Source organism: Duganella sp. OV510 (assembly GCF_900100205.1).
GTDB lineage: Bacteria > Pseudomonadota > Gammaproteobacteria > Burkholderiales > Burkholderiaceae_D > Rugamonas.
In genome coordinates this window covers 47,879-68,685 of sequence record NZ_FNEQ01000004.1, presented here as the reverse complement: position 1 = coordinate 68,685, position 20,807 = coordinate 47,879, and the positions used below count along the sequence as shown (strand labels likewise).

The window sequence follows — 20,807 nt, the reverse complement described above, 5'->3', positions numbered from 1 at the left end:
AATAAGGAGATGAAGTGCGTACTTTTATGAAAACGTTTTCAAAGCCACCGCGCCAGCGCCGCCTGATCAGCCTGGCGGTAGCAGGCGCTTGCGCCACGTTTGGCGCGGTGCACGCGCAGGACACCACCGGCGCCAATTCGACCGACAGCATGACCAGCGGCCCTTCGGTGGTCGTGACCGGCATCCGCGCCAGCATGCAGTCGACCATGAACATGAAGCGCAACGCCGACGGCATCGTTGACGGCATTGTGGCGGACGACATCGGTAAATTCCCCGACACCAACCTGGCGGAATCCTTGCAAAGGATTTCAGGCGTCTCCATCGACCGCAGCAACGGCGAAGGGCAGAAGGTCACCGTGCGCGGCCTGGGCCCGGACTTCAACCTGGTGCTGCTGAACGGCCGCCAGATGCCAACCACCGACCTGAGCGACCTGTCCGGCCGTTCGTTCGACTTCTCCAACCTGGCGTCGGAATCGATCTCGCAGCTGCAGGTGTACAAGACCGGCCGTGCCGACAGCCCGACCGGCGGCATTGGCGCCACCATCAACGTCATGACCGCGCGTCCGCTGGACAATCCAGGCATGCGCGCCAGCATCGGCGGCAAGGCAGTGCACGACACTTCCAACAACAATGTGCCGGAAATGCACAAGGGCAACAAGGTGACGCCGGAAATCTCTGGCATCTACAGCAACACCAGCGCCGACGGCCGCTTCGGTGTCGCCGTCAGCGCCAGCTACCAGGAACGTGACTCCGGCTTCAGCAAGGCTGGTAGCGCTAACGGCTACCAGGGCCCGTACCGCGGTTCCGACACCACTGCCGGCTCGACGCTGCCGCAGCCTGGCCAGCCGGGCTCGCAGAACATCACCAACCGTCCGGCCCAGGATGCGCTGTACCAGATCCCGCAGAACTTCGGCTACGGCGTCAACGCCATCCAGCGTCAGCGTACCAATGGCCAGCTGGTGCTGCAATTCCGCCCGGTCAAGGAGCTGACCTCGACACTGGATCTGACCTACTCGGAAAACAAGGTCCAGACCAAGCGTAACGAACTGAGCGTATGGTTCGGCCAGACCCCGACCTCGACCAGCAGCTGGCCGAACGGCGGCGTGGTGTCGCCGATCACCTACCAGGAACAGTACACCTCGCCACAGGATATCTCGGTGGTCGGCGGCGACTACGCCACCAAGACCAAGAACCAGTCGATCGGCTTCAACACCGTGTGGAAAGCGTCGTCCGACCTGCGCCTGGAGTTTGACGCCCACCACTCGACCGCCGAGTCCGGCGCGGACAGCCCGTTCGGCACCGAGAACAACCTGTCGAACGCCAGCTTCAGCCGCGGCACCACCAAGGTCGACTACAGCACCGAACTGCCGGTGATCAGCATGCCGGTGGCCAACCTGGCCGCCCAGCCCTTCCAGGCTGCCGGTTCGTGGTTCCACAACAGCTGGCAGAAAGCCACCGTCAACCAGGCCCAGGCCAAGGGTAACCTGAAGCTGTTCGAAGCGTCCGACCTGAACTTCGGCGTCAGCTATACCGACTCGAAGAACCGTTCGACCTACTCGAACGTGCAGAACAACACCTGGGGCGGCGCCACCAAGGCTTCCGACTATCCGGCCAGCATCTTTGTGGCTAGCCCGCTGAGCTCCTACTTCAAGGAATTCGACGGCCACAATTCGGCTGCGCTGTACCCATCGCTGTACAGCTTCGACTTCGCCACGCTGCGCGCGCTGACCGCCAAGGTCACCGGCAACGCCGCCGGCTACCTGCCGAACTTCTCCAGTGCCGATACCGACCGCGAGCTGCAGGAGAAATCCACCTCGGCCTACGTCTCGTTCGGCACCGACTGGGATACGGCGATTCCGTTCCACTCCAGCCTTGGCCTGCGCTTCGAACGCACCAAAGTCACCTCGGTGGCCCAGGTACTGCCAGGCACGGCAGTGGTGTGGGTATCGCAGAATGAGTTGCCGATCACCTTCGGCGGCAACGCTTACAGCACCCAGGAAGCTTCCTACAACAATGTGCTGCCAAGCCTGAACCTCGACTTCGACGTGCGCAAGGACATGAAGCTGCGCGCCAGCGCCGGCACCACCATCGGCCGTCCACGTTATGACCAGCTGCAAGGCGGCCTGACCGTGGACACGATCGCCAACGTCTTCACCGGCGGCACCGCTTCGGTCGGCAACCCGGCGCTGAAGCCGGTCAAGTCGAGGAATCTGGATATCTCGTGGGAATGGTATTACGACCAGCAGAGCGTGCTGTCGGTAGCCGCCTTCCACAAGAAGATGGACAACTACGCCGGCCAGACCGTGGTCTCGCAGAATCTGTACAACCTGCATACGCCAGTCGGCGGCGCCTATTACAACGCCGCGCTGGCGTCGGGCTGCACGGTGGCGGACACCAACTGCCTGCGTAACTACATCCTGACCAACTTCGACGGCCAGCCTGGCGTGACCAAAACCGGCGTCAAGTCGGACGGCAACCTGAACGGCAACATCACCGGCCTGCCAACCGATCCGCTGATGAACTTCCTGACCAAGACCTATTCGAACCAGAAGTCGGCCACGGTCAAGGGCGCGGAACTGAACGTGCAGCATATGTTCGGCCGCAGCGGTTTCGGTGTCCAGGCCAACTACACCTGGGTGAGCTCGCCGGTCAAGTATAACAACGCCAACAACAACGACCAGTTCGCCATTCTGGGCCTGAGCAATTCGGCCAATCTGGTGGGTATCTATGAAGATGCCAAGTGGTCGGTGCGGGTGGCTTACAACTGGCGCGACAAGTTCCTGGCCTCGACCATTGACGGTGGCAGCCGTCCATCGCCGGTGTACACTGACAGCTACGGCCAGACCGACGTCAGCATTGGCTACAACTTCAACCAGAACCTGAGCTTCCAGGCCGAGGTGATCAACCTGACCAACGCTACCCAGCGTCAGTTCGGTCGCACCGAGGCAGCCACCATGAATGTGACGCAAGGCGGTCCGCGTTACATGCTGGGCGCACGCTACAAGTTCTGATCTGATCGCGTAGTTCAGTAACACAACAGGCCGTCGCCCCGTGCGACGGCCTGTTTTTTCATGAAAGCCTAGTGTGCAACAGATCGCTGAAATCGGCTGCGAGCGCAGCCGGCAATTACGTGGCGACAACCGCCGGCCGCTGCCTAACGACATCCTCACCTCCAGCACGCCGCTGGTGTTGCGCGGCCTGGTGGACGACTGGCCGCTGGTGCGCGCCGCGCGCAACGCGCCGCAGGCGGCGGACACCTACCTGCGCCGCTTCTACCGCGACGCCACCGTGCTGGGCACCTCGGCGCCGGCGTCCAGCGGCGGCAAGATCTTCTACAACGACGATTTAAGCGGCTTCAACTTCAGCGCCCAGATGGTCCGCTTCGACCAGGTGCTGGACGCGCTGCGCGACCATCTCGACCATCCGCAGCCGCCGACCTTGTATGTCGGCTCGACCACCATCGATACCTGCCTGCCCGGCATGCGCGAGGACAATCCGCTCAACTTTGGCGCGCGCGATCCGCTGGCCAGCATCTGGATCGGCAACCGCACCTGCGTACCGGCCCATTATGATCTGCCGGACAATATTGCCTGCGTGGCAGCAGGGCGCCGCCGCTTCACGCTGTTTCCGCCGGCGCAGCTGAAAAACCTGTACATCGGCCCGCTGGACTTCACACCGGCCGGGCAGTCGGTCAGCCTGGTCGATCCGCAGGCGCCCGACCTGGCGCGCTTCCCGCGCTATGCCGAGGCGCTGACGCACGCACAGACGGCCGTGCTGGAGCCGGGCGACGCGCTGTTCATCCCCAGCATGTGGTGGCACCAGGTGGAAGGGCTGGCCGCGTTCAACATCCTGATCAATTACTGGTGGCGGCAGTCGCCGGCGTATATGGACACGCCATTCAACACGCTGCTGCAGGCGCTGATGACCGTGCGCGACCTGCCGCCGGCACAGCGCGCCGCGTGGCAGGAAATCTTCCGCCATTATGTGTTTGACAGCGACGGCAGCGAGGCGGCGCACATTCCGCCGGCCGCGCGCGGCATGCTGGCACCGCTGGACGCCGACGCCGCCCGCAGCCTGCGCGCCCAGGTGCTGAACCGGCTGAACCGCTAGCGGATTGCAGGCTGCGCGATCACCGTGCAGCCCGCATGGCGCCTTGATTTGACGCCATCGGCGGAGCAGCCGCAAAAAACTGACATACCTCGTACTAAGTTGTTGCGTCAACCCCCAAATCAATATACACTAGCCGGCTTCGGTATGGATTCGTCTTTTTATTGGTCCGTACTATTTTGTAGTTCAACATATCCCCGCCCAATCGTAGGTGGGAATTGGAGAAAAAATGAGCCTTGGCCTCCTCGGTCGCAAGGTTGGCATGATGCGTATCTTCACCGATGATGGGGACTCGATCCCGGTCACCGTGGTTGACGTATCGAACAACCGTGTTGCGCAAATCAAAACTCCTGAAACTGACGGCTACACCGCAGTTCAGGTCGCATATGGTCAACGTCGCGCTTCCCGCGTGACCAAAGCTGTTGCGGGTCACCACGCTAAAGCGGGTGTTGAAGCCGGTACTCTGCTGAAAGAGTTCCGCGTCGACGCTGCCAAAGCCGCCGAACTGAAAGCTGGCGAAGTTGTCGCCGTTTCGCTGTTCGAAGTCGGTCAGAAGATCGACGTTCAAGGTGTATCGATCGGTAAAGGCTACGCCGGTACCATCAAGCGTCACAACTTTGCTTCGGGCCGTGCTACCCACGGTAACTCGCGTTCGCACAACGTTCCAGGTTCGATCGGTATGGCGCAAGATCCAGGCCGCGTGTTCCCTGGTAAGCGCATGACCGGTCACATGGGTGACGTCACCTGCACCGTGCAGAACCTCGAAATCGCCCGTATCGACGCCGAACGCCAGCTGCTGCTGGTCAAAGGTGCGATCCCTGGCGCCAAAAACGGCCAGGTAGTGGTTTCGCCAGCTGTCAAAGTTAAAGCAAAGAAGGGAGCTTAAACGATGGAACTCAAGCTCTTGAACGCTCAAGGTCAAGCCGCCTCTAACGTTGCCGCCGCCGATACCGTCTTCGGCCGTGATTACAACGAAGCGCTGATCCACCAGATCGTCGTTGCTTACCAAGCCAATGCACGCAGCGGCAACCGCAAGCAAAAAGACCGTGAAGAAGTCCACCACACGACCAAGAAGCCATGGCGCCAAAAAGGCACCGGCCGCGCACGTGCTGGTATGTCGTCGTCGCCACTGTGGCGCGGCGGTGGTCGCATCTTCCCGAACTCGCCTGACGAGAACTTCACCCACAAAGTGAACAAGAAGATGTACCGCGCTGGTATCTGCTCGATCCTGTCGCAACTGGCCCGCGAAGAGCGCCTGGTTGTGGTTGAGGATTTCGCGATCGAAGCACCAAAAACCAAGCTGCTGTCGCAAAAGCTGACCGGCATGGGCTTTGATTCGGTACTGATCATCACCGACGTCGCCAACGAAAACCTGGAACTGGCTTCGCGCAACCTGCCGAACGTTCTGGTGGTTGAGCCGCGTCACGCAGATCCAATGTCCCTGGTGTTCTACAAGAAGATCGTGGTCACCAAAGCTGCATTGGCCAAGATTGAGGAGATGCTGGCATGAGCGCATTGAAATTTAGCGAAGAACGCCTGCTGAAGGTACTGGTTGCTCCAGTGATTTCCGAGAAGGCCACCATGGTCGCGGAAAAGAACGAGCAAATCGTGTTCCGTGTCACCACCGACGCGACCAAGCCGGAAATCAAGGCTGCCGTTGAACTGCTGTTCAAAGTCGAAGTGGAATCGGTGCAAACCGTGAACCGCGAAGGCAAGCAAAAGCGTTCGGGCGCCCACATCGGCCGCCGCAACCACACCAAGCGTGCTTTCGTGTGCCTGAAACCAGGCCAGGAAATCAATTTCACCGAGGAGGCTAAATAATGGCACTCGTTAAGATGAAGCCAACCTCCCCAGGCCGTCGCGGCATGGTGAAAGTGGTCAACAACGACCTGTTCAAAGGCCGTCCGTTTGCTGCGCTGGTTGAGAAAAAATCGAAAACTGCTGGCCGTAACAACAACGGTCACATCACCACCCGTCATATCGGTGGTGGTCACAAGCAGCACTACCGCGTGATCGACTTCAAGCGTAACAGCAAGGATGGCATCCCGGCGAAAGTGGAACGTATCGAATACGATCCTAACCGCACCGCGCACATCGCGCTGCTGTGCTACGCCGATGGCGCCCGTACCTACATCATCGCCACCAAAGGCATGGCTGTGGGCGACGCGGTGATGACCGGTTCGGAAGCGCCGATCAAGTCGGGCAACTGCCTGCCGATCCGCAACATCCCGGTCGGCACCGTCATGAACTGCGTCGAAATGCTGCCAGGTAAAGGTGCTCAGATGGCCCGTACCGCCGGCGCCGGCGTTGTGCTGATGGCCCGTGAAGGTACCTACGCTCAGGTGCGTCTGCGTTCGGGCGAAGTCCGTCGCGTGCACATCGAGTGCCGTGCTACCGTTGGTGAAGTCGGCAATGCCGAACACAGCCTGCGTAAAATCGGTAAAGCTGGTGCGATGCGCTGGCGCGGTGTTCGTCCTACCGTTCGCGGTGTGGTCATGAACCCGGTCGATCACCCGCACGGTGGTGGTGAAGGTAAAACCGCAGCTGGTCGTCACCCTGTTTCGCCATGGGGCCAGCAGACCAAGGGCAAGAAGACGCGCAGCAACAAGCGTACTTCTTCGATGATCGTCTCGCGCCGCGGCAAGAAATAAGGATAAATCATGACTCGTTCATTGAAAAAAGGGCCGTTCTGTGACGCCCACCTGGTGAAAAAAGTCGAAGCCGCGCAAGCGACCAAAGACAAAAAGCCAATCAAAACCTGGTCCCGTCGCTCGACCATCATGCCTGACTTCATCGGCCTGACGATCGCTGTGCACAACGGCAAGCTGCACGTGCCAGTGTACGTTTCCGAGAACATGGTAGGTCACAAGCTCGGCGAGTTCGCGCTGACCCGCACGTTCAAAGGCCATGCCGCTGACAAGAAGGCGAAGAAATAATGGAAACCAAAGCTATTCTCAAAGGCGTGCGCCTGTCGGACCAAAAGGGCCGCCTGGTTGCTGACCTGATCCGTGGCAAGAAAGTTGACGCTGCACTGAACATTCTGCAGTTCAGCCCGAAAAAAGGCGCCACCATCATCAAGAAAGTGCTGGAGTCGGCTATCGCCAACGCCGAGCACAACGATGGTGCCGACATCGACGAACTGTTCGTGAAAACGATCTACGTTGAAAAGGGCCCGATCCTGAAGCGCTTCACCGCGCGTGCAAAAGGTCGTGGCGATCGTATCTCGAAACAATCGTGTCACATTTATGTGACCGTAGGCAACTAAGGAGCCAAGATGGGTCAGAAAATTCATCCAACTGGTTTCCGCCTGGCGGTTACCCGTAACTGGGCTTCGCGTTGGTATGCAGGCAATGGCAACTTTGCCGCCATGCTGAACGAAGACTTGAAAGCACGTACCTACCTGAAAGCCAAGCTGAAGAACGCTTCGGTCGGCCGCATCGTCATCGAGCGTCCAGCCAAGAATGCGCGTTTCACCATCTACAGCTCGCGTCCAGGCGTGGTCATTGGTAAAAAAGGCGAAGACATCGAAGTACTGAAGTCGGCGCTGACCAAGATCATGGGCGTGCCGGTGCACGTCAATATCGAAGAAATCCGCAAGCCAGAAATCGATTCGCAGCTGATCGCTGACTCGATCGCTCAGCAGCTCGAAAAACGTATCATGTTCCGTCGTGCGATGAAACGCGCGATGCAGAACGCGATGCGCCTGGGCGCCCTGGGCATCAAGATCATGTCGTCGGGTCGTCTGAACGGCATCGAGATCGCCCGTACCGAATGGTATCGCGAAGGCCGTGTGCCACTGCACACGCTGCGCGCTGACATCGACTACGGCACTTCGGAAGCTTCGACCACCTACGGCATCATCGGTGTCAAGGTGTGGGTATACAAAGGTGACCGCGCGCCAAACGGCGATGCACCAGTCATCGATACCCCGCCGGACGAGAAAAAGCCACGTGGCCCACGTCGTGAAGACGGCAAACCAGCTGGCCGTCCGCGTCCAGCCGGTGCTGGTGGCGCCCGCCGCGCTGCCAAGCCAGCCGAGAAAGCAGGAGAATAATCATGCTGCAACCAGCACGCAGAAAGTATCGTAAAGAGCAGAAAGGCCGTAACACCGGCATTTCGCACAGCGCCGGCACCAATGTGTCGTTCGGTGAATTCGGTCTGAAAGCAGTTGCCCGTGGTCGTATCACGGCACGTCAGATCGAAGCCGCACGTCGCGCCATGACCCGTCACATCAAACGTGGCGGTCGTATCTGGATTCGCGTTTTCCCGGACAAACCGATTTCGAACAAGCCTGCCGAAGTCCGTATGGGTAACGGTAAAGGTAATCCGGAGTACTACGTCGCTGAAATCCGTCCAGGCAAAGTCCTGTACGAAATGGATGGCGTAGGCGAAGAACTGGCGCGCGAAGCATTCCGCCTGGCCGCTGCCAAACTGCCACTGGCGACCACCTTCGTGGTCCGTCAAGTTGGTCAATAACAGGAGTGAAATATGAAAGCATCTGAACTCCGCGGCAAAGACCAGGTAGCTCTGCAAAAAGAGCTGAATGACCTGTTGAAGGCACAGTTCGGCCTGCGTATGCAAATCGCTACGCAACAGCTGAGCAACACCTCGCAGCTCAAGAAGGTACGTCGCGATATCGCACGCGTAAAAACGGTATTGAACACGAAGGAAGCCAAATGACCGAACAAGTAAAGCTGAAGCGTACGCTGATCGGTAAAGTGGTGTCCGACAAAATGGACAAGACCGTTACCGTTCTGATCGAACGTCACGTGAAACACCCTCTGTATGGCAAGATCATCGTGCGTAGCGCCAAGTACCACGCGCACGACGAGACCAACCAGGTGAAAGCCGGTGACACGGTGGAAATCGTGGAAGGTCGTCCGATCTCCAAAACGAAGGCATGGACCGTGACGCGTGTGGTGCAAGCCGCACAAATCGTTTAATTGAAGTCGTCGCTGCCCGGACCCAGGTCCAGGCAGCGATTTTCAATTAGTTCTTGCAAGCCCGCGAGTTGTATGTAATACTCGTGGGCTTCGTTCATGTAACGCCGCAAAGTGTCTGGCCACAGACGCTGAACCGTGCGGTCAGTATGCAGTTCGAAGGTCAAGCACCCAAGCAACAGGCTCAGCAGAGGCTGTTGGCGGGACCAAGACTGACCGTTAGGTCCGCATTGTGTGGATTCTTCGGCTTAAGTTGGGAAAGAGAATATTATGATTCAAACTGAAAGCCGGCTCGAAGTAGCCGACAACACCGGTGCCAAGGAAGTCATGTGCATCAAGGTGTTGGGCGGTTCCAAGCGCCGTTATGCTGGCATTGGCGACGTGATCAAAGTAACCGTCAAGGTTGCTCAGCCACGCGGCCGTGTCAAAAAAGGTGAAATTTATAACGCCGTGGTAGTGCGCACCGCTAAAGGTGTTCGCCGCCAAGACGGTTCCCTGGTGAAGTTCGACGGCAACGCCGCCGTGCTGCTGAACGCCAAGCTGGAACCGATCGGTACGCGTATCTTTGGACCAGTGACGCGCGAGCTGCGCACTGAAAAGTTCATGAAGATCGTGTCCCTGGCACCTGAAGTACTGTAAGGAGTCAGCAATGGATAAGATTCGTAAAAACGACGAAGTCATCGTTCTGGCCGGTAAAGACAAGGGCAAACGCGGTGTCGTTTCGCGTCGCGTAGACGCAGAACACGTTGTGGTTGAAGGCGTCAACGTCGCTAAAAAAGCGACCAAGCCGAACCCAATGACTGGCGTTCAAGGTGGTATCGTCGACAAGACTATGCCGATTCACGTGTCCAACGTTGCGTTGTTCAACGCAGCGACTGGCAAGGCAGACCGTGTTGGTTTCAAAGATGTCGACGGCAAAAAAGTCCGCGTCTTCAAATCGTCCGGCGAAGTAGTGAAGGCTTAAGAAATCATGGCACGTCTCCAAGAATTCTATAAAGAAAAAGTCGTCGCTGACCTGACCGAAAAATTCGGTTACAAGTCGGTGATGGAAGTTCCGCGTCTGACCAAGATCACCCTGAACATGGGTGTGGGCGAGGCGATTGCGGACAAGAAGGTCCTCGAGCACGCTGTTGGCGACCTGACCAAGATCGCTGGCCAGAAGCCAGTGACCACCAAGGCACGCAAGGCAATCGCGGGTTTCAAAATCCGTGAAGGCTACCCGATCGGCACCATGGTGACGCTGCGCGGCGCTCGCATGTACGAGTTCCTCGACCGTTTCATCACCGTGGCCCTGCCACGTGTGCGTGACTTCCGCGGTGTGAATGGCAAGGCCTTCGACGGCCGTGGCAATTACAACATCGGTGTGAAAGAGCAGATCATCTTCCCTGAGATCGAGTACGACAAGATCGATGCGCTGCGTGGTATGAATATTTCGATCACCACCACCGCTAAGACCGACGACGAAGCGAAAGCTCTGCTCGCCGCCTTCAAATTCCCGTTCAGGAACTAAGAGATCATGGCAAAACTCGCACTGATTAACCGTGAAGCAAAACGCGTAGCCCTGGCGAACAAATTCGCCGGCAAACGCGCTGCGCTCAAGGCCATCATCGATGACCAGTCGAAATCGGAAGAAGAACGTTACGAAGCGCGCCTGAAACTGCAAGCGCTGCCACGTAACTCGGCTCCGACCCGCCAGCGTAACCGCTGCGCCGTCACCGGTCGTCCACGCGGCACCTTCCGTAAATTCGGTCTGGGCCGTATCAAGCTCCGTGAATTCGCCATGCGTGGTGAAATTCCGGGTATGACTAAAGCTAGCTGGTAATAGGAGAATAAGCAATGAGTATGAGCGATCCTATCGCCGATATGCTGACCCGCATTCGTAACGCCCAGGGCGTGCAAAAAACGACCGTGGCCATGCCATCGTCGAAAGTCAAAATTGCGATTGCCAACGTCCTCAAGGACGAGGGTTACATTGAAGATTTCGCAGTCGCTGAAGAAGGCGGCAAGTCGGAACTGAAAATCGGTTTGAAGTACTACGTAGGCCGTCCTGTTATCGAGCGTCTGGAGCGTGTTTCGCGTCCAGGTCTGCGCGTGTACAAAGGCAAAGACGAAATCCCTTCGGTAATGAATGGTCTGGGTGTGGCGATTGTATCGACCCCACAAGGCGTCATGACCGACCGTAAAGCACGCGCAACCGGTGTCGGCGGCGAAGTGATTTGCTACGTGGCCTAAGGAGTAAGACATGTCCCGAGTAGCTAAAATGCCAATCGCTGTGCCAGCTGGCGCTGATGTCGCCATCTCCGCACAAGCGATCACTGTCAAGGGCCCGCTGGGCGTCCTGACCCAGAGCCTGAATGGCCTGGTTAAAGTAGAAAACAACGCTGGTACCCTGAGCTTTGAGCCGTCGAACGACAGCCGCGAAGCCAACGCCATGTCCGGTACGCTGCGCGCACTGGTCAACAACATGGTGAACGGTGTGACCAAGGGCTTCGAGAAAAAGCTGAACCTGGTAGGCGTGGGCTACAAAGCCCAGGCTGCTGGCGACAAGCTGAACCTGTCGCTGGGTTTCTCGCACCCGGTCGTGCACGCCATGCCAGAAGGCGTGACCGTGACCACCGCCACCCCGACCGAGATCGTCATCAAAGGCATCGATCGTCAAAAGGTGGGTCAGGTTGCTGCAGAAGTTCGTGCTTACCGCGCTCCGGAGCCTTACAAAGGCAAAGGCGTCCGTTATTCGGATGAAGTGGTTAAGATCAAAGAAACCAAGAAGAAGTAATTAGGGGCTGACGATGGATAAAAAAGAATCTCGTCTGCGTCGCGGACGTCAAACCCGGATCAAGATTGCTCAGATGAAAGTGAACCGCCTGTCGGTTCACCGCACCAACCTGCACATCTACGCAAACCTGATCAGCCCGGAAGCCAAAGTACTGGTTTCGGCCTCGACCGCTGAAGCGGAAGTGCGCGCCGAACTGGCTGGCCAATCCGGCAAGGGTGGCAACGCCGCCGCCGCCGCACTGGTGGGCAAACGCGTAGCAGAAAAAGCACTGAAAGCCGGTATCACCGAAGTCGCCTTCGACCGTTCCGGTTTCCGTTATCACGGCCGTGTGAAGGCGCTGGCAGAAGCCGCGCGTGAAGCCGGTCTGAAGTTCTAAGGAACGATCATGGCAAAAATGCAAGCAAAAATGGCAAGCGACAAGCCGGATGATGGCATGCGCGAAAAAATGATCGCGATCAACCGCGTGACCAAAGTGGTCAAGGGTGGTCGTATCATGGGTTTCGCCGCGCTGACCGTAGTCGGTGATGGCGATGGCCGCATCGGCATGGGCAAGGGCAAGTCGAAAGAGGTACCGGTTGGTGTGCAGAAGGCAATGGAAGAAGCCCGTCGCAACCTGATCAAGGTACCACTGAAAAACGGCACGCTGCACCACACCGTCCTGGGTCGCCACGGCGCCTCGAAAGTTATGATGTCGCCTGCTAAACCAGGTACCGGCGTCATCGCTGGCGGCGCAATGCGCGCGATCTTCGAAGTCATGGGCGTTACCGACGTGGTCGCGAAATCGACCGGTTCGAGCAACCCGTACAACCTGGTTCGCGCCACGCTGGACGGCCTGGCCAAACTGCACACTCCTGCTGACATCGCTGCTAAACGCGGCAAGTCGGTAGAAGAGATCCTGGGTTAAGGTGAACGACATGACTACGAAAACCGTCAAAGTACAACTGGTGAAGGGCCTGATCGGCACCCGTCAAGACCACCGCGCCACCGTGCGTGGCCTGGGCTTGCGTCGTGTTAACTCGGTAGCCGAGTTGCAGGACACCCCATCGGTACGCGGCATGATCAACAAAGTGTCGTATCTCGTTAAAGTAGTTGCGTAAGCCCCGGCTTACTCACGGAGAAATCATGGAACTGAATACCATTCAACCAGCCGAAGGCGCCAAGCACTACAAGCGTCGCGTCGGCCGCGGTATCGGCTCCGGCCTGGGTAAAACCGCGGGCCGCGGCCACAAGGGTCAGAAATCGCGTTCGGGCGGCTTCCACAAAGTCGGCTTCGAAGGCGGTCAGATGCCTCTGCAACGTCGTCTGCCTAAGCGCGGTTTCAAGTCGCTCAACGCCACCTTCAAAGCTGAAGTGCGTCTGTCCGACCTGAACAACCTGGCTGTTGGCGATGTCGACATTCTGGTGCTGAAACAAGCTGGCGTACTGAGCGTGCTGGCACGCGATGTGCGCGTCATTCTGTCCGGCGAGATCACCAAAGCGGTGAACCTCAAAGGCCTGAAAGTGACCGCTGGCGCGAAAGCCGCCATCGAAGCAGCCGGCGGCTCGGTAGCCTGAGCCCCCGCACACAGCTGATCGGAGCGAAAATTGGCGACTAATCCACAATTGGCAAAAAGTGCTGCAGCTGGTTTCCCTTGGGGCCGGCTCTGGTTCCTGCTTGGCGCATTGGTGGTTTATCGTATCGGCGCTCATATCCCTGTCCCAGGGATCGATCCGGTACGATTGGCAGAGCTGTTCAAGTCGCAAGAGGGTGGCATCCTGGGCATGTTGAACATGTTCAGTGGTGGCGCGCTCTCGCGCTTCACGGTATTTGCGCTCGGCATCACGCCTTACATCTCGGCCTCGATCATCATGCAGTTGGTGTCGATCGTTTCGCCGCAGATGGAAGCGCTGAAGAAAGAGGGCGAAGCAGGCCGCCGCAAGATCACCCAGTACACCCGTTATTTCACGGTGGTGCTGGCGTTGTTCCAGGCGTTCGGCATCGCTGTCGCGCTGGAGTCGCAGCAAGGTCTGGTGCTGGATCCAGGCATTGCCTTCCGTTTCGTGACGGTCGTTACGCTGTTGACCGGCACCATGTTCGTGATGTGGTTGGGCGAGCAAATTACCGAGCGCGGTCTCGGTAATGGTATCTCGATCATCATCTTCGCAGGTATCGTGGCCGGCTTGCCGGGCGCACTGGGTGGCCTTGGCCAATCGGTGTCGACCGGTCAGATGGGCGCGCTGTCGGCGATCATCATCATGATCCTGGTGGTGGCGGTAACGTTCCTGGTGGTATTCGTGGAACGTGGCCAACGCAAAATTCTGGTCAACTATGCGAAACGCCAGGTGGGTAACAAGATTTACGGTGGACAAACGTCGCACCTGCCATTGAAGCTGAATATGGCCGGCGTGATCCCACCGATCTTCGCTTCGTCGATTATCTTGTTCCCGGCAACGATCGTGGGCTGGTTCACCACGGGCGCCGATACGGCCAACCCGGTGGTCCGGTTCCTGAAAGATTTGGCAGCATCGATGGGGCCAGGCGAGCCCATCCACGCACTGTTGTACGCCATTGCGATCGTGTTTTTCTGTTTCTTCTATACAGCGCTGGTCTTCAACAGCAAAGAAACAGCAGATAACTTGAAGAAGAGCGGGGCCTTTGTGCCAGGGATACGTCCCGGTGAGCAGACTGCCCGTTACATCGACAAGATTCTGACCCGATTGACACTGGCTGGCGCCCTCTACATCACTCTGGTGTGTTTGTTGCCGGAATTCATGCAAGCCGAGTGGAAAGTGCCGTTTTATTTTGGTGGTACTTCTCTGTTGATTATTGTAGTTGTGACCATGGATTTCATGGCCCAAGTACAAAACTACGTGATGTCGCAGCAATATGAATCGCTGCTGCGCAAAGCAAACTTCAAAGGCGGAATTCCGACGCGATAAGCGCGGTTTCAATACACCGAATGGCAAAAGACGACGTCATACAGATGCAGGGCGAGATCCTGGAAAATCTCCCTAATGCAACATTTCGAGTAAAGCTGGAAAACGGGCACGTGGTGCTCGGGCATATTTCAGGTAAAATGCGGATGAACTATATCCGCATCCTGCCTGGCGATAAGGTGACGGTCGAACTGACACCTTACGACCTGTCCCGCGCCCGCATCGTGTTCCGGACCAAGTAAATTTAGATAATCGAACCTTAGAAGAGAGTTCATAATGAAAGTTAACGCCTCAGTCAAGCGGATCTGCCGCAACTGCAAGATCATCAAGCGCAAAGGCGTTGTTCGCGTAATCTGCGTCGAACCACGTCATAAACAGCGTCAAGGTTAATAACCGTTATTTATCGAGGAATAACGAATGGCACGTATTGCAGGGGTTAATATCCCAAATCACCAGCACACCGTTATCGGCCTGACGGCCATCTACGGTGTAGGCCGCCCACGCGCGAAGTTCATCTGCGCGCAAACGGGTATCGCGACCAATAAAAAGGTCAAAGATCTGGACGACAGCGAACTGGAAAAGCTGCGCGATGAAGTAGGTAAATTCATCGTCGAAGGCGACCTGCGCCGCGAACTGTCCATGAACATCAAGCGTTTGATGGATCTGGGTTGCTACCGCGGTATGCGTCACCGTAAGGGCCTGCCGGTCCGCGGTCAACGCACCCGCACCAATGCACGTACCCGCAAGGGCCCGCGCAAAGCCGCTCAATCGCTCAAGAAATAATCTAGGGAAATCACATGGCTAAGCAACAAAGCAGCGCAGCAGCAGCTCGCGTACGCAAGAAGGTCAAGAAGAACGTCGCTGAAGGTATCGCGCACGTTCACGCTTCCTTCAACAACACCATCATCACCATCACCGACCGTCAGGGCAATGCGCTGTCGTGGGCGACCTCCGGTGGTGCTGGCTTCAAGGGTTCGCGTAAATCGACCCCGTTTGCAGCGCAGGTTGCTGCTGAAGCCGCTGGTAAAGTCGCGATCGAATGCGGCGTGAAGAACCTGGAAGTGCGTATCAAGGGCCCAGGCCCAGGCCGTGAATCGGCTGTGCGCGCGCTGAACAACCTGGGCATCAAGATCACCGAGATCCAGGACGTGACGCCAGTTCCGCACAACGGCTGCCGCCCTCCAAAGCGTCGTCGTATCTAATGGCCGGGCCAGCATTGCTGGCCTCGCTGTTACACAATTCAGCTGGTGCAGGAAACCGGTAACGGTTATACTGCCCGGCTATTGTCGTCTGTCTTCAAGGCAGACTTCGCCACCGTCTGGCTCATCGCAGACCAGACTAGCGTCTAGCCACCCAAGTGGTTGGGACGTCATTACACAAAAAGGAAAGCACCGTGGCACGTTATATCGGACCAAAAGCAAAACTCTCCCGCCGTGAAGGCACTGATCTGTTCCTGAAGAGCGCCCGTCGCTCGCTGGACAGCAAATGCAAACTGGACGTCAAACCAGGTCAGCACGGCGTCAAGTCGGGCGCCCGTACCTCGGACTACGGCAACCAGCTGCGCGAAAAACAAAAAGTAAAACGTATGTACGGCGTGCTGGAACGTCAGTTCCGTCGCTACTTCGCAGAAGCCGATCGCCGCAAGGGCAACACCGGCGAAACCCTGCTGAAGCTGCTGGAAGCCCGTCTGGACAACGTAGCATACCGCATGGGCTTCGGCTCGACCCGCGCTGAAGCACGTCAGCTGGTATCGCACAAAGCCTTCACCGTGAACGGCAATGTGGTGAATATCGCTTCGTACGCAGTCAAAGTCGGCGACGTCATCGCTGTGCGCGAAAAAGCCAAGAAACAAGTGCGTATCGTTGAAGCGCTGTCGCTGGCTGAACAAGTCGGCATGCCAGCCTGGGTGTCGGTTGACGCCAAGAAAATGGAAGGCACCTTCAAGTCCCTGCCAGAGCGTAACGAAATCGCTAACGACGTCAACGAATCGCTGATCGTCGAGCTGTACTCGCGTTAATTTGTAGCTTAAGTAGCACCAAAACCCGCCCGCTTTTTCAAGCGGGCGTTTTCACTAATGCCATCAGCCTTATCGGCCTAACGCGCCGAGGGTATTGAAGAGGACATTTCATGCAAAACAGTTTGTTGAAACCACGTATTATCGATGTAGAAGCGCTGGGCGCCGGTCACGCTAAAGTTGTGATGGAGCCATTCGAACGCGGCTACGGCCACACCCTGGGCAACGCGCTGCGTCGCGTGCTGCTGTCGTCGATGGTAGGCTACGCGCCAACCGAAGTCACCATCGCTGGCGTGGTGCACGAGTACTCGTCGCTGGACGGCGTGCAAGAAGACGTGGTCGACCTGCTGCTGAACCTGAAGGGCGTTGTGTTCAAAGTGCACAACCGTGACTCTGTCACCTTGACCCTGAAGAAAGAAGGCGAAGGCGCCGTGCTGGCTTCGGACATCGATCTGCCACACGACGTGGAACTGATCAACCCGGATCACGTGATCGCTCACCTGACCGCCGGCGGCAAACTGGACATGCAGATCAAGGTCGAAAAAGGCCGTGGCTACGTTCCTGGTAACGTGCGTCGCCTGTCGGAAGACACCAACAAAACCATCGGCCGCATCATTCTGGACGCGTCGTTCTCGCCAGTGCGCCGTGTGTCGTACTTCGTTGAGTCGGCCCGTGTCGAACAGCGTACCGATCTGGACAAGCTGATCATCAACATCGAAACCAACGGCGTGATCTCGCCGGAAGAAGCGATCCGTCAATCGGCGCGCGTGCTGGTTGATCAACTGAATGTGTTTGCTGCACTGGAAGGCACCGAAGCTGCTGCCGAAGCACCATCGCGTGCACCGCTGGTCGATCCTATCCTGCTGCGTCCAGTCGACGACCTGGAACTGACCGTGCGTTCGGCCAACTGCCTGAAAGCAGAAAACATCTACTACATCGGCGACCTGATCCAGCGTTCGGAAAACGAACTGCTGAAGACCCCGAATCTGGGCCGCAAGTCGCTGAACGAGATCAAGGAAGTCCTGGCTTCCCGTGGTCTGACCCTGGGCATGAAGCTGGAAAACTGGCCGCCTGCCGGTCTGGAAAAATAACAGATAGTGCGACAGTGCTGGACATCGCGTAGCGATGTTCTGCCCTGTGGCCAACTGATCGTAGTTTGCAGTACCGCCCGGCACGTGTTGTGTCGGGCGTAAATCACTAAAACCGGTCCGCGCTCCTGTTCACCCTTGAGCGATCGAAGAACTCGGATTTAAACATCATCGAAAGGAAGTACCATGCGTCACCGTCACGGCCTCCGTAAACTGAACCGTACCTCGTCCCACCGTCTGGCTATGCTGCGCAACATGACCGTATCGCTGCTGCGTCATGAAGCCATCAAAACCACGCTGCCAAAAGCCAAAGAACTGCGCCGCGTTGTTGAGCCTATCCTGACCCTGGGCAAGACCGACACCCTGGCTAACAAGCGTCTGGCATTCGCCCGTCTGCGTGACCGCGAAATCGTAGGCAAACTGTTCTCGGAACTGGGCCCACGTTTTGCAAACCGCAACGGCGGCTACCTGCGCATCCTGAAAATGGGTTTCCGCGTTGGCGACAACGCTCCAATGGCTTACGTTGAGCTGCTGGACCGTCCAGAAGTCACCGCGATCGAAGACGCACCAACCGCTGAGTAATCAGCTGGTCGTCCCGTAGTACTGAAAAGCCAGGCTTAGCCTGGCTTTTTTTTCGTCTGTTGGTCAGATTTCATTGACATAAAAATGAGAATCGTTATCATTCCTGTTTTGATGAAAGCATCCTACACGGGGAAATGATGAATAAGCAGTTGAAGATGAAGCACCTGGCCGTCCTGGTCAGCCTGGCCCTGCCATTGCTGGCACAAGCTGACAAAGGCGCCGACGACCAGGGCACGGCGGTGCTGCCGACCGTACAGGTATCGACGCAGAAAATGGGCGATACCACCGAAGGCAGTGGTTCCTACACCACCGGCCGTTCGCGTACCGCCACGCCGCTGGACATCTCGCTGCGCGACACGCCGCAATCGGTGTCCGTCATGACCCAGCAACGAATTGAAGACCAGGGCCTGACCACGGTCACCGACGTGGTCAACAACGTCATCGGCATTTCCGTCAACCAGTACGAAACCGACCGCGCCGGCTTCACCGCGCGTGGCTTCGACATCACCAACCTGATGATCGACGGCATCCCGACCACCTGGCAGCAATCGTGGAGCTCGGGCGAAGTGGCCGCCACGCTGGCGATCTACGACCGCGTGGAAGTCGTGCGCGGCGCCACCGGCCTGACCACCGGCGCCGGCAACCCGTCCGCCGCGATCAACCTGGTGCACAAGCGCGCCACCAGCAAGGAATTCACCGGCAGCGTCGACGTCGGCGTCGGCCGCTGGAACGAGCGCCGTGCCCAGGTGGACGTGTCCACTCCGCTGAACCAGGACGGCAGCGTGCGCGCCCGCGTGGTCGGCGACTACCTGAAGCGTGACAGCTGGGTCAACCTGGGCGGCCAGGACGCCCGCACCGTGTTTGCCACCGTCGAGGCCGACCTGACGCCGAAGACGCTGCTGGCGGTCGGCTTCAGCCGCCAGGAAAACGATCCGGACGGACCGATGTGGGGCGGCCTGCCGTTCTGGTACACCGACGGCAGCAAGACCAACTGGGACGTCTCGAAAACCACCTCGGCCGCCTGGACCGGCTGGGAAACCTCGTACAACAACGCCTACCTCAACCTGGAGCACACCTTCGACAGCGGCTGGAAGGCGCGCGCCTATGCCAGCCATGGCGACCGTCGCGGCGACTCGCACCTGCTGTACCTGTCCGGCGTGCCTGACCGCGTGACCGGCGTGGGCATGAGCGCGTTCGCCGGCTCCTACGTCACCACCACCAAGCAGGACGACGTCAACCTGCAGCTGAGCGGCGGCTTCTCGCTGTTCGAGCGCAAGCACGACGCCTCGATCGGCCTGATGCACTCGAAGCAGAAATTCAACTCCAACAGCCGCGCCGCCGACTTTGGCAGCGCCGGCTCCGACGTGGGCAATTTCAACAACTGGAACGGCAACACCTACAACACGCCGACCTGGGGTCCGGAAACCTTCTACGAAGCCAGCGAAACCAGGCAGGATGCGCTGTACGGCATGGTGCGCTTCTCGATCAGCGACCCGCTGAAAGTCATCGTTGGCGCCCGCGTCACCAACTTCGAGCAGAAGGGCTATGGCCTGTGGACGCCTGCTTACAGCGTGAAGAACGACCACGAAATCACCCCGTACGCCGGCGTGGTCTACGACCTGAACGACACCTACTCGCTGTATGGCAGCTACACCAGCATCTTCCTGCCGCAGAACTACAAGGACCAGGCCGGCAATACGCTGGACCCGATCAAGGGCAAGGCCGCCGAGACCGGCATCAAGGCCGAGTTCCTCGATGGCCGTGTGAATGCCTCGCTGGCCATCTTCAAGATCAAGCAGGACAACCTGGCCCAGGCCGCCGGCCTGGTTGACCGCGACGGCGCCGGCCCGCTGCTGCCAGAGGCTTATTACAACGGCGTCGATGGCGCCACCAGCCGTGGCGTCGAGTTTGAGGTCAACGGCGAACTGGCGCGCGGCTGGAACGGCAGCTTCGGCTACAGCCAGTTCCGTGCCAAGGACGCCACCGGCACCGACTTCAACAGCATCTATCCGCGCCGCCTGCTGCGTGTGTTCACCACCTACCAGTTCGCTGGTGAGCTGAGCAATCTGACCGTGGGTGGCGGCGTCAACTGGGAAGGCCGTACCTACACGGCCGATCCAGCGGCGCCAGCGGCAGCGGTGGCGGCAAACGGCGGCCTGATCGAGCAGGACAGCTTCGCGCTGGTCAACCTGATGGCGCGTTATGACATCAGCAAAAACCTGTCGGCCCAGCTGAACATCAACAATGCTACTGACAAGAAGCACTTCGGCATGTTTGCCGCGTATGGCGCGATTACCTACGCCGCGCCACGCACCACGGCGCTGACGCTGAAGTACAAGTTCTAAGCTAACGTTGCAGGCCGGGCCTTCGGGGGCCGGCCTTTT

The 20,807-nt window shown here is 58.3% G+C and carries 31 protein-coding genes; all 31 read left to right on the top strand.

Features of this window, described 5'->3' with window-relative positions; translation table 11 throughout:
- Positions 1–26 precede the first annotated feature (26 nt).
- The 31 genes from BLS51_RS12620 to BLS51_RS12470 all read left to right on the top strand — a co-directional run bounded on the left by BLS51_RS12620 (position 27) and on the right by BLS51_RS12470 (position 20,768).
- The gene (locus tag BLS51_RS12620) at positions 27–3,011 is read left to right on the top strand and encodes a TonB-dependent receptor (RefSeq protein WP_090192449.1); all 2,985 of its coding nucleotides are present in this window, start codon (positions 27–29) and stop codon (positions 3,009–3,011) included.
- Between the two features lie 73 nt (positions 3,012–3,084).
- Positions 3,085–4,110, top strand: coding sequence for a cupin-like domain-containing protein (locus BLS51_RS12615; RefSeq protein ID WP_229207796.1), 1,026 nt, complete (start codon positions 3,085–3,087; stop codon positions 4,108–4,110).
- Between the two features lie 226 nt (positions 4,111–4,336).
- Positions 4,337–4,993 carry a 50S ribosomal protein L3 gene (gene rplC, locus BLS51_RS12610; protein ID WP_090192448.1) on the top strand — a complete coding sequence of 219 codons (657 nt, stop codon included), beginning with the start codon at positions 4,337–4,339 and terminating at the stop codon, positions 4,991–4,993.
- Between the two features lie 3 nt (positions 4,994–4,996).
- Complete coding sequence (gene rplD, locus BLS51_RS12605) at positions 4,997–5,617, top strand: 50S ribosomal protein L4 (RefSeq protein ID WP_090192447.1); 621 nt, start codon at positions 4,997–4,999, stop codon at positions 5,615–5,617.
- Positions 5,614–5,928 carry a 50S ribosomal protein L23 gene (gene rplW, locus BLS51_RS12600; RefSeq protein WP_090192446.1) on the top strand — a complete coding sequence of 105 codons (315 nt, stop codon included), beginning with the start codon at positions 5,614–5,616 and terminating at the stop codon, positions 5,926–5,928. The genes rplD and rplW overlap by 4 nt, the downstream gene beginning before the upstream one ends.
- On the top strand, positions 5,928–6,758 hold the full coding sequence (gene rplB / locus BLS51_RS12595) for a 50S ribosomal protein L2 (protein ID WP_090192445.1): 831 nt from the start codon (positions 5,928–5,930) through the stop codon (positions 6,756–6,758). The genes rplW and rplB overlap by 1 nt, the downstream gene beginning before the upstream one ends.
- 9 nt (positions 6,759–6,767) lie before the next feature.
- Positions 6,768–7,043: a 30S ribosomal protein S19 gene (gene rpsS / locus BLS51_RS12590; RefSeq protein ID WP_050409767.1), complete on the top strand. Its 276-nt coding sequence runs from the start codon at positions 6,768–6,770 to the stop codon at positions 7,041–7,043.
- The gene (gene rplV / locus BLS51_RS12585) at positions 7,040–7,372 is read left to right on the top strand and encodes a 50S ribosomal protein L22 (protein ID WP_174864456.1); all 333 of its coding nucleotides are present in this window, start codon (positions 7,040–7,042) and stop codon (positions 7,370–7,372) included. Before rpsS ends, rplV begins: the two co-directional genes overlap by 4 nt.
- 9 nt (positions 7,373–7,381) lie before the next feature.
- Entirely contained in the window at positions 7,382–8,161 is a 780-nt protein-coding gene (gene rpsC / locus BLS51_RS12580) for a 30S ribosomal protein S3 (protein WP_090192444.1), read from the top strand.
- Positions 8,162–8,163: 2 nt separating this feature from the next.
- Entirely contained in the window at positions 8,164–8,583 is a 420-nt protein-coding gene (gene rplP, locus BLS51_RS12575) for a 50S ribosomal protein L16 (RefSeq protein ID WP_090192443.1), read from the top strand.
- Positions 8,584–8,595: 12 nt separating this feature from the next.
- Entirely contained in the window at positions 8,596–8,787 is a 192-nt protein-coding gene (rpmC, locus tag BLS51_RS12570) for a 50S ribosomal protein L29 (RefSeq protein WP_090192442.1), read from the top strand.
- Entirely contained in the window at positions 8,784–9,050 is a 267-nt protein-coding gene (gene rpsQ, locus BLS51_RS12565) for a 30S ribosomal protein S17 (RefSeq protein ID WP_055937633.1), read from the top strand. The genes rpmC and rpsQ overlap by 4 nt, the downstream gene beginning before the upstream one ends.
- Before the next feature lie 267 nt (positions 9,051–9,317).
- Positions 9,318–9,686 (top strand): 50S ribosomal protein L14, encoded by a 369-nt coding sequence (rplN, locus tag BLS51_RS12560; protein WP_050409761.1) that lies wholly within the window; start codon positions 9,318–9,320, stop codon positions 9,684–9,686.
- A 10-nt stretch (positions 9,687–9,696) separates the two neighbouring features.
- Positions 9,697–10,011, top strand: a complete 315-nt coding sequence (gene rplX, locus BLS51_RS12555; protein ID WP_056151015.1) for a 50S ribosomal protein L24 — start codon at positions 9,697–9,699, stop codon at positions 10,009–10,011.
- Positions 10,012–10,017: 6 nt separating this feature from the next.
- Positions 10,018–10,557: a 50S ribosomal protein L5 gene (rplE, locus tag BLS51_RS12550; protein ID WP_072786817.1), complete on the top strand. Its 540-nt coding sequence runs from the start codon at positions 10,018–10,020 to the stop codon at positions 10,555–10,557.
- 6 nt (positions 10,558–10,563) lie between these two features.
- Positions 10,564–10,869, top strand: a complete 306-nt coding sequence (gene rpsN, locus BLS51_RS12545; protein ID WP_090192441.1) for a 30S ribosomal protein S14 — start codon at positions 10,564–10,566, stop codon at positions 10,867–10,869.
- A 14-nt stretch (positions 10,870–10,883) separates the two neighbouring features.
- Positions 10,884–11,279 (top strand): 30S ribosomal protein S8, encoded by a 396-nt coding sequence (gene rpsH, locus BLS51_RS12540; protein WP_090192440.1) that lies wholly within the window; start codon positions 10,884–10,886, stop codon positions 11,277–11,279.
- 10 nt (positions 11,280–11,289) lie between these two features.
- A complete protein-coding gene (rplF, locus tag BLS51_RS12535; RefSeq protein ID WP_090192439.1) occupies positions 11,290–11,823 on the top strand; it encodes a 50S ribosomal protein L6 in 534 nt (177 codons plus the stop codon).
- Positions 11,824–11,836: 13 nt separating this feature from the next.
- Entirely contained in the window at positions 11,837–12,199 is a 363-nt protein-coding gene (gene rplR, locus BLS51_RS12530; RefSeq protein WP_090192438.1) for a 50S ribosomal protein L18, read from the top strand.
- A gap of 9 nt (positions 12,200–12,208) precedes the next feature.
- Positions 12,209–12,727, top strand: a complete 519-nt coding sequence (gene rpsE / locus BLS51_RS12525; protein ID WP_090192437.1) for a 30S ribosomal protein S5 — start codon at positions 12,209–12,211, stop codon at positions 12,725–12,727.
- 10 nt (positions 12,728–12,737) lie between these two features.
- Positions 12,738–12,920, top strand: a complete 183-nt coding sequence (gene rpmD / locus BLS51_RS12520; protein WP_090192459.1) for a 50S ribosomal protein L30 — start codon at positions 12,738–12,740, stop codon at positions 12,918–12,920.
- A gap of 25 nt (positions 12,921–12,945) precedes the next feature.
- Positions 12,946–13,377, top strand: coding sequence for a 50S ribosomal protein L15 (gene rplO, locus BLS51_RS12515; protein ID WP_090192436.1), 432 nt, complete (start codon positions 12,946–12,948; stop codon positions 13,375–13,377).
- 30 nt (positions 13,378–13,407) lie between these two features.
- Positions 13,408–14,742, top strand: a complete 1,335-nt coding sequence (gene secY / locus BLS51_RS12510; protein WP_090192435.1) for a preprotein translocase subunit SecY — start codon at positions 13,408–13,410, stop codon at positions 14,740–14,742.
- A gap of 20 nt (positions 14,743–14,762) precedes the next feature.
- A complete protein-coding gene (gene infA / locus BLS51_RS12505; protein ID WP_005663428.1) occupies positions 14,763–14,981 on the top strand; it encodes a translation initiation factor IF-1 in 219 nt (72 codons plus the stop codon).
- Positions 14,982–15,015: 34 nt separating this feature from the next.
- On the top strand, positions 15,016–15,129 hold the full coding sequence (rpmJ, locus tag BLS51_RS12500) for a 50S ribosomal protein L36 (RefSeq protein WP_005663407.1): 114 nt from the start codon (positions 15,016–15,018) through the stop codon (positions 15,127–15,129).
- A 27-nt stretch (positions 15,130–15,156) separates the two neighbouring features.
- Complete coding sequence (gene rpsM / locus BLS51_RS12495) at positions 15,157–15,522, top strand: 30S ribosomal protein S13 (protein ID WP_090192434.1); 366 nt, start codon at positions 15,157–15,159, stop codon at positions 15,520–15,522.
- 14 nt (positions 15,523–15,536) lie between these two features.
- The gene (gene rpsK, locus BLS51_RS12490) at positions 15,537–15,941 is read left to right on the top strand and encodes a 30S ribosomal protein S11 (protein ID WP_072786827.1); all 405 of its coding nucleotides are present in this window, start codon (positions 15,537–15,539) and stop codon (positions 15,939–15,941) included.
- A 191-nt stretch (positions 15,942–16,132) separates the two neighbouring features.
- Positions 16,133–16,756: a 30S ribosomal protein S4 gene (rpsD, locus tag BLS51_RS12485; protein ID WP_090192433.1), complete on the top strand. Its 624-nt coding sequence runs from the start codon at positions 16,133–16,135 to the stop codon at positions 16,754–16,756.
- A gap of 110 nt (positions 16,757–16,866) precedes the next feature.
- Positions 16,867–17,844 carry a DNA-directed RNA polymerase subunit alpha gene (locus BLS51_RS12480; RefSeq protein WP_026637581.1) on the top strand — a complete coding sequence of 326 codons (978 nt, stop codon included), beginning with the start codon at positions 16,867–16,869 and terminating at the stop codon, positions 17,842–17,844.
- Between the two features lie 183 nt (positions 17,845–18,027).
- Complete coding sequence (rplQ, locus tag BLS51_RS12475) at positions 18,028–18,423, top strand: 50S ribosomal protein L17 (protein ID WP_090192432.1); 396 nt, start codon at positions 18,028–18,030, stop codon at positions 18,421–18,423.
- Between the two features lie 137 nt (positions 18,424–18,560).
- Positions 18,561–20,768 (top strand): TonB-dependent siderophore receptor, encoded by a 2,208-nt coding sequence (locus tag BLS51_RS12470; RefSeq protein WP_090192458.1) that lies wholly within the window; start codon positions 18,561–18,563, stop codon positions 20,766–20,768.
- Positions 20,769–20,807: the final 39 nt, after the last annotated feature.

What these genes read in the sequence shown, in the direction of transcription:
- BLS51_RS12620 (WP_090192449.1), top strand. Translation starts at nt 27, where the DNA reads ATGAAAACGTTTTCAAAGCCACCGCGCCAGCGCCGCCTGATCAGCCTG.
- rplC (WP_090192448.1), top strand. Translation starts at nt 4,337, where the DNA reads ATGAGCCTTGGCCTCCTCGGTCGCAAGGTTGGCATGATGCGTATCTTC.
- rplD (WP_090192447.1), top strand. Translation starts at nt 4,997, where the DNA reads ATGGAACTCAAGCTCTTGAACGCTCAAGGTCAAGCCGCCTCTAACGTT.
- rplW (WP_090192446.1), top strand. Translation starts at nt 5,614, where the DNA reads ATGAGCGCATTGAAATTTAGCGAAGAACGCCTGCTGAAGGTACTGGTT.
- rplB (WP_090192445.1), top strand. Translation starts at nt 5,928, where the DNA reads ATGGCACTCGTTAAGATGAAGCCAACCTCCCCAGGCCGTCGCGGCATG.
- rpsS (WP_050409767.1), top strand. Translation starts at nt 6,768, where the DNA reads ATGACTCGTTCATTGAAAAAAGGGCCGTTCTGTGACGCCCACCTGGTG.
- rpsC (WP_090192444.1), top strand. Translation starts at nt 7,382, where the DNA reads ATGGGTCAGAAAATTCATCCAACTGGTTTCCGCCTGGCGGTTACCCGT.
- rplP (WP_090192443.1), top strand. Translation starts at nt 8,164, where the DNA reads ATGCTGCAACCAGCACGCAGAAAGTATCGTAAAGAGCAGAAAGGCCGT.
- rpmC (WP_090192442.1), top strand. Translation starts at nt 8,596, where the DNA reads ATGAAAGCATCTGAACTCCGCGGCAAAGACCAGGTAGCTCTGCAAAAA.
- rpsQ (WP_055937633.1), top strand. Translation starts at nt 8,784, where the DNA reads ATGACCGAACAAGTAAAGCTGAAGCGTACGCTGATCGGTAAAGTGGTG.
- rplN (WP_050409761.1), top strand. Translation starts at nt 9,318, where the DNA reads ATGATTCAAACTGAAAGCCGGCTCGAAGTAGCCGACAACACCGGTGCC.
- rplX (WP_056151015.1), top strand. Translation starts at nt 9,697, where the DNA reads ATGGATAAGATTCGTAAAAACGACGAAGTCATCGTTCTGGCCGGTAAA.
- rplE (WP_072786817.1), top strand. Translation starts at nt 10,018, where the DNA reads ATGGCACGTCTCCAAGAATTCTATAAAGAAAAAGTCGTCGCTGACCTG.
- rpsN (WP_090192441.1), top strand. Translation starts at nt 10,564, where the DNA reads ATGGCAAAACTCGCACTGATTAACCGTGAAGCAAAACGCGTAGCCCTG.
- rpsH (WP_090192440.1), top strand. Translation starts at nt 10,884, where the DNA reads ATGAGTATGAGCGATCCTATCGCCGATATGCTGACCCGCATTCGTAAC.
- rplF (WP_090192439.1), top strand. Translation starts at nt 11,290, where the DNA reads ATGTCCCGAGTAGCTAAAATGCCAATCGCTGTGCCAGCTGGCGCTGAT.
- rplR (WP_090192438.1), top strand. Translation starts at nt 11,837, where the DNA reads ATGGATAAAAAAGAATCTCGTCTGCGTCGCGGACGTCAAACCCGGATC.
- rpsE (WP_090192437.1), top strand. Translation starts at nt 12,209, where the DNA reads ATGGCAAAAATGCAAGCAAAAATGGCAAGCGACAAGCCGGATGATGGC.
- rpmD (WP_090192459.1), top strand. Translation starts at nt 12,738, where the DNA reads ATGACTACGAAAACCGTCAAAGTACAACTGGTGAAGGGCCTGATCGGC.
- rplO (WP_090192436.1), top strand. Translation starts at nt 12,946, where the DNA reads ATGGAACTGAATACCATTCAACCAGCCGAAGGCGCCAAGCACTACAAG.
- infA (WP_005663428.1), top strand. Translation starts at nt 14,763, where the DNA reads ATGGCAAAAGACGACGTCATACAGATGCAGGGCGAGATCCTGGAAAAT.
- rpmJ (WP_005663407.1), top strand. Translation starts at nt 15,016, where the DNA reads ATGAAAGTTAACGCCTCAGTCAAGCGGATCTGCCGCAACTGCAAGATC.
- rpsM (WP_090192434.1), top strand. Translation starts at nt 15,157, where the DNA reads ATGGCACGTATTGCAGGGGTTAATATCCCAAATCACCAGCACACCGTT.
- rpsK (WP_072786827.1), top strand. Translation starts at nt 15,537, where the DNA reads ATGGCTAAGCAACAAAGCAGCGCAGCAGCAGCTCGCGTACGCAAGAAG.
- BLS51_RS12480 (WP_026637581.1), top strand. Translation starts at nt 16,867, where the DNA reads ATGCAAAACAGTTTGTTGAAACCACGTATTATCGATGTAGAAGCGCTG.
- rplQ (WP_090192432.1), top strand. Translation starts at nt 18,028, where the DNA reads ATGCGTCACCGTCACGGCCTCCGTAAACTGAACCGTACCTCGTCCCAC.
- BLS51_RS12470 (WP_090192458.1), top strand. Translation starts at nt 18,561, where the DNA reads ATGAATAAGCAGTTGAAGATGAAGCACCTGGCCGTCCTGGTCAGCCTG.